The following is a 13288-nucleotide window of genomic DNA, read 5'->3' on the forward strand; positions in this document are numbered from 1 at the left end:
CGGCACAAATGACGGAGCAATTGGCGGCGTAGAAACCAACCCGATCCACCTTAGCCAAGCCGCCAAGCTGTCTCACCAGACGGGTCCACCTCAGTCAACCGGGGGTATCGTCTCTGGGCAGAGCCTTTAACTCGTTATCTTGAACGAAATCCCGACAGTATTCTTATCCCGGTCCTGCGCCCGCTGGTCGTCGGATGGGCTGAGGAAATGGCGTATCGCATGGGCGAGATCGAGGAATCGAACTGGGTAGGCCGGGTGCTCATTAAGGTCGGTACACCTGTCGCGTCTACCTTGGCATGGATCGCGGATTTGGTCTCTCCCTCACCCGACGCCTCAGGTCAGGCGCCAGCGAAGTTAGCGGCAGATGCCACCATTGATAAGGGGACGGCATCGAAGGAGAAACAAGAGCTTTGCCCGACGCTGGACGGCGGCTGCCACAACCAGGAAACGTCACAGGCGGAGTAAGCAAAGGGCCCGCGCGGTACACCAGCGGAAGCATTTCGGCTGGTCGCTCCTCAAAGCGCCGCGCGGGTCTACGCTTGCAATATTGTAGACAACTCGCAGCGGCCAGGGCGATTCCCGCAAGGCAAAAATCCGTTGGCATCATTGCCCTTGCGTTCATTCACGCGGGCTCACCCGCAAGGCGACGAATGGTAGGAGTCGCAGCAGCAAGATGTGTTTTGTAGTACAAAACCATCTTGGCAAGGGGGCCGCTGCGCACCCCCGTTGCATCCCCCAGGCCATGGCTCTTTAAGGGTGTCGAACCCGTTTCAGAGCCAATAGACCGTATCGCCGGTCAATCACTCGCAGGAGACTTCGCTCTCCCTGCACCCATCGATCAAAGGGCCTTCGAGCCCTTGTGAAATCCTGACCAACCGTCCGCCGATTTGGATGCCGCCAGCGCGTCGGCGCTGAACCCGATCAAGGGGCTATCGCGCCGCCCTGAACCCACTCGCAGGACCATGGAGATTTGCCTCTCCATCCTGCACCGCACCATGCACAATCGACCGCTCGATTGATCCCCGATCAGGGGAGCGTTCCGAGCTGCCCCCGATACCCCCATGACCATTTCATGGAGACCAAGAAGGGAGACTTCGCGCTCCCTTGCCTTGGAGCCATCCCATCGATCAAAAGAGGCTTAGAACCCCGTGGGGCCTGACGAGAGTAGTGCCGTCCATCCGCCTGCCGCTGACCAGCGCGAGATTTTTGGCGGAAACCGCGCCAAGCTGCGCCCTGGCGGGTTGCCAGTGTCCTGGGCGGCAAGTTAACGTCAACGAATCTATCTTGTATTACTCGTATTGCCTTTAACGGGCTTACCAAACTGAGAAGAATCTGATGGCTCCGAGGCAGGCACGCGCTTACGGCACTCTTGATTCACAGGTCGAAAGCAACATTCATCGCCTCAAGAGAGATGCACAAGCCACCATCGCTTGTGAAAACAATCTCAAGTTCATGCGCGCTCTACCGGACGAGTCGATGAACTTGATCGTGACTTCGCCTCCCTACAATATCGGGAAGGAGTATGAGAAGCGCACATCGCAGGAGAAATACGTAGAGGATCAGGCAGCCTGCATCGCAGAGGCCGTCCGGCTTCTGTCCCCTACGGGCTCGATTTGCTGGCAGGTAGGCAACCACGTTGATAGCGGCGAGATTTTTCCGCTCGATATCATCCTCTATCCGCTGTTCAAGCATCATGGCCTCCAACTCCGCAATCGGATCGTTTGGACATTCGGCCATGGTCTGCATTGCCAAAAACGCTTCTCGGGGCGGCACGAAACCATTCTCTGGTTTACGAAGTCCGATGACTACACCTTCAACCTCGACCCGATCCGCATACCCTCGAAATACCCCAACAAGAAGCATTTCAAGGGTCCGAACAAGGGCGAGCTATCGAGCAACCCGCTTGGCAAAAACCCCTCGGACGTTTGGGATATTCCGAACGTCAAATCCAATCATGTCGAAAAAACCGATCATCCCTGCCAGTTTCCCATTGGCTTGGTCGAGCGGCTTGTCCTTGCGCTAACTAATGAAGGGGAGAGCGTGCTCGATCCTTATCTTGGCGTCGGATCTTCGGCCATTGCCGCGCTGAAACACAATCGCAATGCCTACGGCTGCGATCTTGATCAGGGCTATATCGACATCGCGTGGGATCGCATTCACCAGCTTCGGGCTGGAACGCTGCGCACGCGTCCCATGAACAAGCCGGTCTATGACCCCGATGCAAAGTAGGATTCATGAAGCTCGCTTATACCTACGACGATCATCACAGTGCTGGCGCAGAATGGGATCGGCGCGAACTCAAGGAATGGCTCACGGATGTCTTCGAGGCCCCGGCGATCCGGATCGAGCCGCGCTGCACACAGCAAATTCGTGAGCATGTCGAGGCGGAGTTTCTGAACGAAGGCTGGGCGCTCAACGTCGATTTGGACCAAGGGCATCGGCTCAAGGTTTTTGCGCAGAAGGATGACGTCGCATTTCAGTTGCAGACCGGCAATATGAGCCGCGCACCCTATGACTTGCTGAAAATGCAATATCTGTTTCAGAGCCAGCGCATCGAGGCGGCAGCGCTGGCTCTCCCCACCAAGCGGGCTGCCAACCTTATTGGGGACAATATCGCCAACGCCGAGCGCGTCATCAACGAGCTACAGCTCTTCGACCGGGTCATCACCGTGCCGATACTTGTTATCGCCTTTGAGTGAAGAAGGGGGATCATGTCCTACATCGCCAAAATAACACCGCGCTCTGAGCGCGAGGCCATGATCGAAAAACGGGTTTCCGCTTCAACCGAGTTTGGTGAAACTATTTTCGATTTCAGAAGCGGTACGTACACACCGAAAGTCATTTCCCTTCCGATTTCAGTTCCGCTTTATCGGATGGAAAACTGCCGCACATTCAGTGCTCAGCAAACCGAAATCGCCAGAGAAGGGCTCGACAAGGACTATTTTGCCAAGGGGCAGGAACTCACCACCGCTCAGCAATCTCAACACGAAATCCTCGTGAAGCTCGCGAAACAGGGGACCGAGTCCGTTACGCCCATCATTGCCGTCTTGCAGCAGGATGGTCAGCGCGAACCTATCTTGATCAGTAGTTCCGGGATCGTAGTCAATGGCAACCGTCGCCTCAGTGCCATGCGCGAACTTTTGCGCAAGGCCGACGGATCGGTTGATGAGCGTTTCACCAATATTCGGTGCGCCGTTCTCCCTCCCGACGTATCGCGCGATGAAATTGACGATATTGAAGCGGACCTTCAGGCCCGTCCGCAAACGAAGCTCGATTATGATTGGATAGGCGATGCCCGCCTGATCCGCAGGCAAGTGGATAAGGGCAGATCCACGAAAGAGGTGGCCGACCGGCTCCGTCGAAGCAAAGCCGATATTGAAAATGTGCTTCAAGCGCTTGATGAAGCCGATCTCTATCTCAGTGAATGGATAGAAAAGCCCGGTGAATACGAACGCGTGCAGGAAGGTCAGCAGATTTTCGGTGATCTGCCCAAAAGCATCGCCAGGAAAGATGCCAACCTGCAAAACGCAAGCCGAGCTATCGCGTGGTCGATTTACGAGAACCGCGACAGGATAACCGGTCGCCTATACCGACTGAACGCCGCCTTTGGGAAGCTGGCTCCCAAGGTCCTCGAAATTCTCGAAGAGCAACTTGATCTGTCAGACAGTCAAGCGGCTGAGGTTGAAGACGACGATTTTGCCATCGATATTGATGGCGACGATGCCACTAAAGATTACACCGCAATAATCGAGGCACTGCGCGACGACACATCGAAGGATGATGTCATCGAAACGCTAATCGATGCGTGTGAAACGGTCCTTGAACTGGACAAGGGCCAAAAGAACGAACAAGCCGCCCTGCGTGCGCTTTCGCAGATTAACTCGAAAATTACGGGCATTGATGTCAGCTATGCCGGAACCAAGACGCTTCCGGCTATGCTAAAGCAGATTGAAACAATCCGTAGCGCACTGGATAAAATCGAGGGTGCTATTGCCGCGCGACAGGCCGATAAGGTCGCCGGGGATGAAGTGGCAGCAAATGAGGGGTAAGCGTGCGTGAGCGATGAGCCAACTGCCGTAGCTGTTCGCTACAATGCGGACCATAGCGGCGCGTTCGCTGTCCTCCCCGAAGGCTTGGAGACACCGATTTGGGCGCGCTTAAAGCTGGCTATCCGGACGAAGAGGCTTGATCACACCATTTCAGGTGGCGAGATAACGCTGTCCTGGCCGGATATGCTTGGCGTGATCCGGGAACTTGGCAGCAAGGCGAACCAGACGAATTTGAACTTCCGCTTCAAACCGGAGGGCATCGCAGCCGAGAAAATTCGTGCCTTCTCCGCACAGATCAAAAAGACCAGAGCCCAGCGCGCCGAACTAACGGCGGTTATGCAACCGGAAGAAATCGAGCAACGGTTGAAGGCACTTGGTTTCACCAAGCGTGTCCTTAAACCGTTTCAGCTTAGGGATCTGTCACACCTGTTATCACTGGGTAATGGGGCCAACTTCTCAGTACCGGGGGCCGGGAAGACCACGGTTACGTTTGCCCTGCACCTGCTCACGCGCAAGCCCGGCCAGCATTTTATGGTCGTCGCCCCGAAAGCGGCTTTTCAAGCATGGGCCGATATTGTGGGCGAATGTATGGATAAGGCTGCGCCAGACGAAGGCGCTGAGCCCTTTACGCTCTTGACCGGCTCCGAAGAACAAACCCGCGACGCTCTCCGCTCCGGCGCGACCCGGTTTGTCATTTCGTATGATATGGCGATACGCCAGCAAGGTTTGCTCGGCGCGCATTTCGCTACCACGGAAACGCATCTCGTCTTGGACGAAGCGCACCGCATGAAAGCGGGCTGGAATTCGCAGCGTGGTGCGTTCCTCCTGCGGATTGCCGATGATCCGGTCCGACGCGACATTCTAACCGGAACCCCGATGCCTCAAGCGGCCTCGGATATTGAATCCCAGCTCGATTTTCTTTGGCCAGGCCACGGGTATGGCCTCGAAATATCTCACGGCAAATCCCCTCGCGATGTCCTCGGCAATCTTTATGTTCGGACGACGAAGCGGGAGCTTGGCCTTCCAAAAGCAAAGCGACATTTCATCGATGTAAGCATGGATGACGGACAGCTTGCTTTGTATTCGATGGTTCGCAACGAGTTCCTTCGGAGCTACTCGAAGCAAGTCTCGCATGGAATGGGCGGCGCGCAGTTATTGAAAGCTCGCAAATCCGTAATGCGGCTTTTGCAGCTATCCATGAATCCGGTTCTGGCGCTCAGCGCCATGGCAAATGACGACGCAAAAATCAGCTCTGGCGTCGTTGATCTTGTCCTTGAAGAAGGACACTCGTCCAAGATGCGCGCGGTTATGGATCACGCCTACGCGCTGGCGCGGCAGGGACAGAAGTCCGTAATCTGGACGATCTTCACAGACACAATTCACAGTTTCGCGTCCGCCCTTGCCGATCTGAACCCTGTCTATATCCACGGCGGCGTACCTTCGGGTCTTGCGAGCGATCCGGACAGCCGTGAAGGGCGCATCCGGAGGTTCCACGAAGACTCGGGCTGCTTTGTGCTGATCGCTAATCCCGCTGCTGCCGGTGAAGGGATCAGTCTGCATACCGTGTGCCACAATGCCATTTATGCAGACCGGAGCTATGTTTCGACGCACTATCTGCAATCTATTGACCGTATCCACCGCCTTGGCCTGCCGCCCGATCAGGAAACTCATATCCATATCTACAGGTCGAAAGCGCCCCCGGTAATCGGCAGCATCGACATGTCGGTTAGTCGCAGGCTTGTTGAGAAGATCCGCAACATGCAGATGCTGCTCGATGACCCCGACCTTCACGAAATCGCTTTCGATGAAGAGGAAGCTGCCGACCCCATCGACTATGATATCGAGCTGCAAGACATCATCGATCTCATCGCTGAACTGGAGGGTACGGCGGCAGAGGTCCCGCCGGAGGATGAATGACCATCCTCATTTCCACTGAACGCATCTTTTCTTTGCCGTGTTTTGAAGGATTGCGCCTCCTGCGGCGATATATGGGGCAAAACCCCGCGATGGATATCGCCGATCTTCTCAGTCTGATCCATCAGGTGGAAGCTGATGCTCATTCACTTGATATGGAAGCGTCCGTACATCTTTCGTCGCTGGTCGAAATGGATTGCCCTCTGGACGGACACGCTTTCTATCAAAGCTGCATCAAAGCCGTGCTGCTCAAGCATCAGCCCATCTGGTCGAAAGCCATGCGCAGTGGTCGCAGGCGGTTCGTGCAAACCCTTGATCCCAACGATCAGGACGTTTTCGCTGCGGCGGGGCTAATGGATGATCCCACACCGCACCATGTGGTGACATGGTGGGACGCCGTCTCCGGCTATGCGCGTCTGATGTTTGATCAGGAGAAAATGGAGCAGGGCCGCTTCGCCGAAATACTCACAATAGACCATGAGCGTGCGCGGCTAAACGCGCTTGGAATTGAAAAAGAACCTGAATGGCCAGGCTTCGATGATAACTACGCTGGATACGACGTGCTGTCCTATGACCAAGGGGAAACGGGCCTTCAGAATCGATTGATCGAGGTGAAATCGTCCTCGGTTTCGCCGCTTCGATTCATCCTGACGCGGAATGAGTGGAGCAAGGCCGAGAAATCCGGCGACGCCTATATCTTTCATGTGTGGGACATGAATAAAGAGCCGCCGGTTCTTCACGTACGGACGGTGGCCGAGGTTGCACCGCACATTCCCTCAGACAACGGGAAAGGCAAATGGAACAATGTCGCTGTTCCTGTCGCGTGAGTCTCTTACCACACGCGTCATTTCAAGCCGGGCTGTCGCGATCTCGTCTTTAGCCTCCGCCACGTTGCACGACCTAGCGTGACGATATCACCCTCATAAAGAAGATGCGCAGCCAAAGAAGAGGGGGCGGCGCCCGCTCTGAAAAGACCTCTCGCAAGGGGCGGCCCAAATCGCTGGTGTCCAGCCTGGCTTTTCTGAGCGTGATTGCTCGTCTTGAGCGCTTCATCTCCAAAGCGATTTCGCGAATATCAGCGCCTTTTTGGACCAGACGAAGCAATTGCAAAGAGGCGTCTGGCGTCCAGGGGCTGCCGTGATTCTTGCACTGTGAACGAAGCTTTCGCCCTAGCTGATTATTGGCCAAAGGTGCGCCCTGCGCCGCGTAAAATCTGTTGAGCTCTTTTTCGAAATCCAAAGCCTGTGTTCGGGGTAATTCGGCAAATATTCTCATTTCCGGTTGGGAGCCAGCCTGCTGAATTTCCTCTATCCAACCCGCTGATGTCTGACATCTCAACCTACAATGCTCCGACAGACGACGCTCAGGTTTGTCAGTAATCCCATGATAGAAGAGCTTGTCATTCCGAGGATCAAATAGGCCGTAAACAAAAGACATAACACATTGTAGCGTATTGATTGTTGTCATTCCAAGAATTGTATAATTTCATGTATAATCATATGCTTAGTAAGAGTATCTGATTTATTGCTTTTACGCTTTTTGTTCTATCGGCGTCTACCTCATAAATTTGCGATTTTTTTGGGACGGCACCCTTTGGGTCGGGCTCTCGTAAACCGAGCTTGTAGTCTCGGCCAGTCGGCTTCCATCCCTTGCGCAGGATATTGCCAGCCTTCGGGCTGACCTTCTTTTCTCTGGTTTGGGCCTGCGGCCCCGTCCTCCGTCAAGACCAAGCACTCCGCAAGCTTCGTGCGCAGTCAGCGGTATCCCCATCCTTCCGCGCTTCGCTTGTGCAGGACGGGTGATCCCCCACCGCTGTCTGCGGTCTTGACGGACCTCCCCCGCTCATTGGCGCGGCCTAGTCCGGTTGCATGTGCAACCGGTTTTAAAACTAGGAGAAAGACCAATGAAACAGGACATTTATAGCCAAGTCACCGACAAGATTATTGCCGATCTGGAGAGGGGTGAACTGACATGGCTCAAGCCGTGGAGCGCCGGAAACATGGATGGGCGGATCGTCAGACCGCTGCGGCACAACGGCATGGCCTATAGCGGAATCAACGTGCTGATGCTGTGGGGTGCGGCCTTGGAGGCTGGTTACAATTCCCCGTACTGGATGACTTTTAAGCAAGCGCAGGAACTTGGCGCGCATGTGCGCAAGGGCGAGCGCGGCAATCCCGTTGTTTACGCCAACACCATTACCAAGACCGAGGAGGGCGCGGACGGAAGCGAGGAAGAACGAACGATCCCGTTTATGAAGGCATACAGCGTTTTCAACGTCGAGCAGATCGACGGACTAGCCGATCATTACTATGCGAAGCCGGAGCCCGTCATTGATGCCGCGCAGCGGATTGAACATGCCGATGCGTTCTTTACCGCGACCGGCGCAGATGTCCGGCATGGCGGCAACCGTGCCTTCTACAGTGGCGGCACCGATCATGTGCAGATGCCGCCGTTCGAATGTTTCCACAGCCCTGAAACCTATTACGCGACCTTGGCGCACGAGCTGACCCACTGGACGAAGCACAAGACGCGGCTGGATCGCGAGTTTGGCCGCAAGCGCTGGGGCGATGAAGGCTACGCCCGCGAAGAAATGGTGGCCGAGCTGGGCGCGGCTTTCCTTTGTGCCGATCTTGGCCTGACACCGGAAGCGGGAACCGATCATGCCGCCTATATCCAAAGCTGGCTGAAGGTTCTCAAAGACGACAAGCGTGCGATCTTTTCCGCCGCCGCCCATGCGCAGCGCGCCGCCGATTTCCTGCACGGTTGCCAGCAACCCCAACAAGAAGGAGTCGCCGCATAAGCGGCGCTCCCCATCGCGGAGGATCAGGAAAATGGAAAAACACACCATCACATGGCGCGGCATTCAGATTGAAGTCACCTTCACGCCGGAGAAATTCGGCATGATCGAACATATCGAACTGAACAGCGAAAACCGGCTGGCGCTGCCTGTTACTGAAACAGGCTATCGCTCGCACTTCATACCTATCGGTAGTGTTGAGCAGGAGGGCGGCGCAGTTGCCTATGTGACCGCATGGCTGGATTTTGAAGCCGAGCGCACGCGCTGGCGCGGCGCACAGCTATCCTTATTTTAGAGAGGTAGAAAAATCGCGGCTGGCCACCTGGCCAGCCGTATCGGGCTTGTCGCCCTTGGTTTGGAAACCTCGATTTTTACTCAGTTTCATTGAGCATAACGAACGTCGATCAAACTCCAACGTCGAAAATCGCGGCGCTACTGTTCGGGGAAGAGGCCGGGCATCCATCGGTCCGCGAATTTCGCCGGGAACGCCAGATAGAGTGGCGCACGCGTGCTTTCCGAGGTCACCGCGCCGATATCAATCAGCGCCGACGTGATGCGCCGTGCGGCGCGATCACTTAATCCTAGCAGTGGTGCGACTTCGCCGCGCTGCAACTCACCCTGATACAGAATGGTCTTGAGGACGATATCGGACTTTGGCGGGAGGGCATCGGCCCTGATCTGCTCTTCCGCCCAAATCATAATCCGGTCGCGCAGTCGCTCTGGCTTCATCAACTCTTCCATGAAGGTGACCTGATCAATGCAGGTTTCCAGAAAGAATGCTGCAAATTCCGCCAGAGCCTCTTCGCTCAGCGTACCGCGCCCGTCCATGTCGTTGCGCCGCCTCATGTCGCACGCGGCAAGATGTTGTTTGTAACGGGACTCGCGGCGGGCAAGGCCGCGCGCCACCGACCATAGGCCACGCGTATCGAGCGATCTAAGCAGCATAGCATAGGATACCAGACGCGCGACGCGCCCGTTGCCGTCAATGAATGGGTGCACCCACAGTAAACGATGATGGGCAGCAGCAGCAGCCACGATTGCATCCACCCTGCCGAGTCTGGCATAGGCGGCATCCATACGCGCCAGAAAGCGCGGCACCGCGCCGGGGCTGATGGCAATATGCCGTCCGACTTGCACGTCACGTTCGCGCAGCGCACCAGGGACGACCTCAACATCCTCTCCGGTGGACGGGTCATTCACAAATAGCAGCTCTCGCGGCAAAAGCTCGCAAAAGCGCCGGTGGATTTCCCGGATGGTATCGGGGTTGGTCGGAGCTTCGGTAATGCCTCCGTCATCAATCCATTTCTGGACGGTGATATGAGCCTTGGCCTCGAGCTGTAGATTGCGCTTTTCAGGATCGGCGCTGTAATCATTGTTCAGCGCGCGCTCGATATCGACCGGGTGGGTATTATGCCCTTCAATCAGATTGCTGTAGTAGCAATTCATGGAACGCACGAGGTCGGCCAGCGCTGTCGCTATGGAGGGGGGCAAGCTACGCCGGAATCCTTCGGAGCGCGTAGCAAGGTCGAGGGCAAGATCAGCCAGTTTGCCGCGATGTTTAGAGCTTTCCGAAACCAGCAGCGGCTCGAATAGTCCTGTTGTTTCGCCGTCGTCTCGAATAGGCATGGTAAGGCTGGCTTTCTGGCCGCTTTGATGGCCGCATCTTCGTCACTAATTTCGTCAATAATATCACGGTAGTAGATGGAATGACAGCAGAAGATATGCCGCAAAAATGGCCGGTTTGATGGCCGCTTTCTGAAAAGATGGGGAGCGGCTGGCCAAAAGGCCAGCCGCATCGAGCTTAGGGGCATGGAGAACGCCGCGCCAACTCGAATTCGATAGTGCGTATCGAGGTCAGCGCATCGCGGCGTTCCTGTGAGCAGGGCGGCGCGGACGCGCAGGCGACAAAAGCCATCTTGAGCAGACCGTGCAGATCGGCGGTGCTGCGGGTTGCCGCTTCGAAGCGTGTAACAAGTTCCATCGTATCCTCCTTTGTTCAAGGAGGCCCCGAACCATTCAGGGCCTTTCGGCCCCGGCACACATCATCGGCCCATGAAGGCGCTGATGGTTCGGCTGGTTGGATTGATACAGAGCAGGATATTCTAGGGAGCAGTTAGACCTTGAACGGCAGGGCAGGCACACTGGCAGGTTGAGCTGGATGGAAGGGCTTGTCGCCAAGCTGCACGGGAAAATTTGCGCGTGTTCAGCGCTTTTGGGTAAGGTTCATCTATGAGCCAACACAACCATTACAAAGACCAGGACACGCTTTACGCTTTCCTCAAAAACATCACGACCATCGAAGAATATTTCGCTCGCAAGGAACCGTGTCTCGATGACGAGGTATCGCGCGAGTACGCCGAATGGTCTCTCGAACATGGCAGCGAGCCAGAACATGTTCTCAGTGCATTGAAAGCCAACGAGCGACGGAGATATGCGGAACTGATGAAGCAGCGCGCGATGCCGAACTAAATATCGAAGTCGCACTGGCGTGACCGCCGTTCGCGCCGTGTCCGGCGCAGATCCCGTCTAATGCTATTGTCCGCTTCGTCTCGTGGTCGATTGTCCAACGTGCTGTAGTTTGCGACGTCCTCGCGTAGCAGGGTGAGCCGTTGGTGCGTGATCGAGCGTTGCGCCCTGATATAGGATTGCAGCACCTCGCGCTCTTCGAGCTGACGAAAGATCAGATCGTCTTTCATCGCCTGATCGCGGCGGTAGGCTTCGAGCGCTTCTTGTTCGTTCTGCGCCCTGATTTTTGCGTATTGTCCGGTCAGGCGATGCCAGATGCCGGAAATCCCCTTCGGCAATCGTTGCGCGCGGCGCAGCGCTTCGTCTTTCCAGCGGCGCTCGATACCGGCGTTGAGCTTTTCGCGCTCATCACGGTGGCGTGCGGACAGTTCGGTCTTGCGAAGCGCCAATTCGTCACGGCGTTGCGTGGCCTCACGCTCGGCATCAGCAATGAAGGCTTCGAGTTTGCCGCTCATGCCGACCGAGATTTCTGCCTTTGTCTGAACCACCGTGCGTAGCTGTGTCAGATCGCCGATCCGCGCTTCCAGCTCTTTGGCCTTCACGCCTGCATAGCGCGAGAGCGAATAGACCTCCCCGCGATAGTCTATCGCGACGAGCCCGCGCCGGTCGCCCCTAGCCAGCCAGAATCCGCGCTCTTTCAATGCTCGTTCGAACGAAGCCTTGTTATCGGAGCGCTGCCAGCATTGTTGCAAAACGGATTTGATTTCGCGAGGATCAATGCCGACCCGCCGCGCTTGCCGCCATTCCTCTTGTGTGAAATTCAGAGGATCGCGCAGGGTGCGATCCTGCAAGCCGCGCGGCATTTCCCAGCCATGTTGCATGTAGAGTTCGCGAGAAACATCACGCAATCTGACCTTGTAGTGCGCCATGTTGATAGCGCGCATGCGCTCGCTGTCGATCCGCGACCACACAACATGCGCATGCCGTCGCCCTTCCTTTTCATGGAAGACAACGGCGCGGGGCTGGTTTTCCAGGCCGAGTTTCTTCTCGATCTTGGCAATCGCCGATTCAAAATCTTCCGTGCGTACCTTTTTTCCAGCCGGTGGATTGAGGCTCATTGAGAACAGATAGTTCTTGCAGCGCGTCCCTTTGGCGATCGCGTCTGCCTCGCTGAATGCGCTGCGTAGATCGTCGCTGACAAAACCGCGCACATCATGCAGTTCGACATGCTCGTTGTCTCGTGTAGAGAGCAGGTAGCGTGCAAGCTGGGGCGCATCGCCGCGCTCTTTCGCTTTAAGGATCATGGCCCATCCCCCGGCGACTTTCCGAGTGCTCGGAGAAGATCGGCACGCATTGCAGATACGTCGCGGCACGCCGCTGCAAGGTCGGCTTCAGTTTCAGGTGTAATAGGCAGCGCCCCCATATTCACAGCCTTGGCAAGCTGATTGAGGTTGGCGGAAAGTCGGGATTGGCCCAATGCGCCGAGAACGCGGGCCAAAGCGTCGGCGTCCTGCACAGGGCTGGTGCCGCCTTTCTTGCGCGGTGCAGCAGCATCCCCGAAAAGTTGTTGCCGGATATAGGCGCTGAGGGACTGTTTGCCCCGCAGCTCATCGAGCCTTGCCCGCTCGTCACAAGTCAGTCGAAGCGAGAACGGCGGCGGGTAGGCCGTCTTTTTGGGTTGGGCGGCGACCGCCGAGCTAAATCTTTGGCTTAAGTCGGCCATGACCGCACCGCAGACCCTTATGGTCTAGCTGTGCGAGATGGCGTTCCCATTCATCTAAAGTATTGAAGACGGAGTTTGAACTATCTCCGGCTAGGTGCGCCATTTCAGAACAGAACTATGAACGCCGAACGCCGCCGTTCCTACGCTTGAAGCGGCGACCAGCGTTCGCAGCAATTCCGACTTCGATCCCATGATGCGAACCTCGTCGTCGGCGACCTCGACGCGCTGCGCCAGTGCGCGCAGATGGTCGCGTCGGTAGCCGCCATCATCGAGTCGTATCCGTTCGCGGGCTTTGCGGGCGAAGCCCTTGAGCATATCGGGGCTGACGCCCTGATTGCC

Annotated in this window: 14 protein-coding genes and 1 pseudogene; 9 read left to right on the top strand and 6 right to left on the bottom strand. The window is 56.3% G+C overall.

Going from position 1 to position 13288, the window contains the following annotated elements; all coding sequences use genetic code 11:
• The first annotated feature begins 219 nt into the window (after positions 1-219).
• From ABID44_RS18380 to ABID44_RS18405, 6 genes are all read left to right on the top strand, one after another.
• Complete coding sequence (locus ABID44_RS18380) at positions 220-465, top strand: hypothetical protein (protein WP_354153129.1); 246 nt, start codon at positions 220-222, stop codon at positions 463-465.
• Between the two features lie 870 nt (positions 466-1335).
• The gene (locus tag ABID44_RS18385) at positions 1336-2229 is read left to right on the top strand and encodes a DNA-methyltransferase (RefSeq protein WP_354153130.1); all 894 of its coding nucleotides are present in this window, start codon (positions 1336-1338) and stop codon (positions 2227-2229) included.
• A gap of 5 nt (positions 2230-2234) precedes the next feature.
• On the top strand, positions 2235-2699 hold the full coding sequence (locus ABID44_RS18390) for a BglII/BstYI family type II restriction endonuclease (RefSeq protein ID WP_354153131.1): 465 nt from the start codon (positions 2235-2237) through the stop codon (positions 2697-2699).
• Between the two features lie 12 nt (positions 2700-2711).
• Positions 2712-4049, top strand: a complete 1338-nt coding sequence (locus ABID44_RS18395; protein ID WP_354153132.1) for a hypothetical protein — start codon at positions 2712-2714, stop codon at positions 4047-4049.
• Between the two features lie 6 nt (positions 4050-4055).
• A complete protein-coding gene (locus ABID44_RS18400; protein ID WP_354153133.1) occupies positions 4056-5966 on the top strand; it encodes an SNF2-related protein in 1911 nt (636 codons plus the stop codon).
• A complete protein-coding gene (locus ABID44_RS18405) occupies positions 5963-6790 on the top strand; it encodes a protein NO VEIN domain-containing protein (protein ID WP_354153134.1) in 828 nt (275 codons plus the stop codon). The genes ABID44_RS18400 and ABID44_RS18405 overlap by 4 nt, the downstream gene beginning before the upstream one ends.
• Positions 6791-6863: 73 nt before the next feature.
• On the opposite strand, the gene ABID44_RS18410 is transcribed toward ABID44_RS18405, so the two are convergent.
• Complete coding sequence (locus ABID44_RS18410) at positions 6864-7430, bottom strand: hypothetical protein (RefSeq protein ID WP_354153135.1); 567 nt, start codon at positions 7428-7430, stop codon at positions 6864-6866.
• A gap of 436 nt (positions 7431-7866) precedes the next feature.
• Between ABID44_RS18410 and ABID44_RS18415 the strand changes: the two genes are divergently transcribed.
• A complete protein-coding gene (locus ABID44_RS18415; protein WP_354153136.1) occupies positions 7867-8763 on the top strand; it encodes an ArdC family protein in 897 nt (298 codons plus the stop codon).
• Positions 8764-8794: 31 nt separating this feature from the next.
• Complete coding sequence (locus ABID44_RS18420; protein ID WP_354153137.1) at positions 8795-9055, top strand: hypothetical protein; 261 nt, start codon at positions 8795-8797, stop codon at positions 9053-9055.
• A 137-nt stretch (positions 9056-9192) separates the two neighbouring features.
• Here ABID44_RS18420 and ABID44_RS18425 read toward each other — a convergent pair whose 3' ends face one another.
• Together ABID44_RS18425 and ABID44_RS18430 are read right to left on the bottom strand one after the other, a co-directional pair.
• The gene (locus ABID44_RS18425; protein ID WP_354153138.1) at positions 9193-10386 is read right to left on the bottom strand and encodes a Fic family protein; all 1194 of its coding nucleotides are present in this window, start codon (positions 10384-10386) and stop codon (positions 9193-9195) included.
• 175 nt (positions 10387-10561) lie between these two features.
• Positions 10562-10741 (bottom strand): hypothetical protein, encoded by a 180-nt coding sequence (locus tag ABID44_RS18430; RefSeq protein WP_354153139.1) that lies wholly within the window; start codon positions 10739-10741, stop codon positions 10562-10564.
• Between the two features lie 248 nt (positions 10742-10989).
• Between ABID44_RS18430 and ABID44_RS18435 the strand changes: the two genes are divergently transcribed.
• Positions 10990-11229 carry a hypothetical protein gene (locus ABID44_RS18435; RefSeq protein WP_354153140.1) on the top strand — a complete coding sequence of 80 codons (240 nt, stop codon included), beginning with the start codon at positions 10990-10992 and terminating at the stop codon, positions 11227-11229.
• Here ABID44_RS18435 and ABID44_RS18440 read toward each other — a convergent pair.
• From ABID44_RS18440 to ABID44_RS18450, 3 genes and pseudogenes are all read right to left on the bottom strand, one after another.
• Positions 11226-12530: a relaxase/mobilization nuclease domain-containing protein gene (locus ABID44_RS18440; RefSeq protein ID WP_354153141.1), complete on the bottom strand. Its 1305-nt coding sequence runs from the start codon at positions 12528-12530 to the stop codon at positions 11226-11228. The two genes, ABID44_RS18435 and ABID44_RS18440, sit on opposite strands and share 4 nt — an antisense overlap.
• The gene (locus ABID44_RS18445; RefSeq protein ID WP_354153142.1) at positions 12527-12949 is read right to left on the bottom strand and encodes a hypothetical protein; all 423 of its coding nucleotides are present in this window, start codon (positions 12947-12949) and stop codon (positions 12527-12529) included. The genes ABID44_RS18440 and ABID44_RS18445 overlap by 4 nt, the downstream gene beginning before the upstream one ends.
• A gap of 90 nt (positions 12950-13039) precedes the next feature.
• Positions 13040-13288 (bottom strand): annotated as a pseudogene (locus ABID44_RS18450) (recombinase family protein); the annotation flags it as partial.

The sequence above is a fragment of the Aquamicrobium ahrensii genome, assembly GCF_040545755.1.
Taxonomy (GTDB): Bacteria; Pseudomonadota; Alphaproteobacteria; order Rhizobiales; family Rhizobiaceae; genus Mesorhizobium; species Mesorhizobium ahrensii.

Excerpts from the sequence above, each read along its gene's own strand:
- ABID44_RS18380 (WP_354153129.1), top strand. The coding sequence starts at position 220 with ATGGGCGAGATCGAGGAATCGAACTGGGTAGGCCGGGTGCTCATTAAG.
- ABID44_RS18385 (WP_354153130.1), top strand. The coding sequence starts at position 1,336 with ATGGCTCCGAGGCAGGCACGCGCTTACGGCACTCTTGATTCACAGGTC.
- ABID44_RS18390 (WP_354153131.1), top strand. The coding sequence starts at position 2,235 with ATGAAGCTCGCTTATACCTACGACGATCATCACAGTGCTGGCGCAGAA.
- ABID44_RS18395 (WP_354153132.1), top strand. The coding sequence starts at position 2,712 with ATGTCCTACATCGCCAAAATAACACCGCGCTCTGAGCGCGAGGCCATG.
- ABID44_RS18405 (WP_354153134.1), top strand. The coding sequence starts at position 5,963 with ATGACCATCCTCATTTCCACTGAACGCATCTTTTCTTTGCCGTGTTTT.
- ABID44_RS18410 (WP_354153135.1), bottom strand. The coding sequence starts at position 7,430 with ATGACAACAATCAATACGCTACAATGTGTTATGTCTTTTGTTTACGGC.
- ABID44_RS18415 (WP_354153136.1), top strand. The coding sequence starts at position 7,867 with ATGAAACAGGACATTTATAGCCAAGTCACCGACAAGATTATTGCCGAT.
- ABID44_RS18420 (WP_354153137.1), top strand. The coding sequence starts at position 8,795 with ATGGAAAAACACACCATCACATGGCGCGGCATTCAGATTGAAGTCACC.
- ABID44_RS18425 (WP_354153138.1), bottom strand. The coding sequence starts at position 10,386 with ATGCCTATTCGAGACGACGGCGAAACAACAGGACTATTCGAGCCGCTG.
- ABID44_RS18430 (WP_354153139.1), bottom strand. The coding sequence starts at position 10,741 with ATGGAACTTGTTACACGCTTCGAAGCGGCAACCCGCAGCACCGCCGAT.
- ABID44_RS18435 (WP_354153140.1), top strand. The coding sequence starts at position 10,990 with ATGAGCCAACACAACCATTACAAAGACCAGGACACGCTTTACGCTTTC.
- ABID44_RS18440 (WP_354153141.1), bottom strand. The coding sequence starts at position 12,530 with ATGATCCTTAAAGCGAAAGAGCGCGGCGATGCGCCCCAGCTTGCACGC.
- ABID44_RS18445 (WP_354153142.1), bottom strand. The coding sequence starts at position 12,949 with ATGGCCGACTTAAGCCAAAGATTTAGCTCGGCGGTCGCCGCCCAACCC.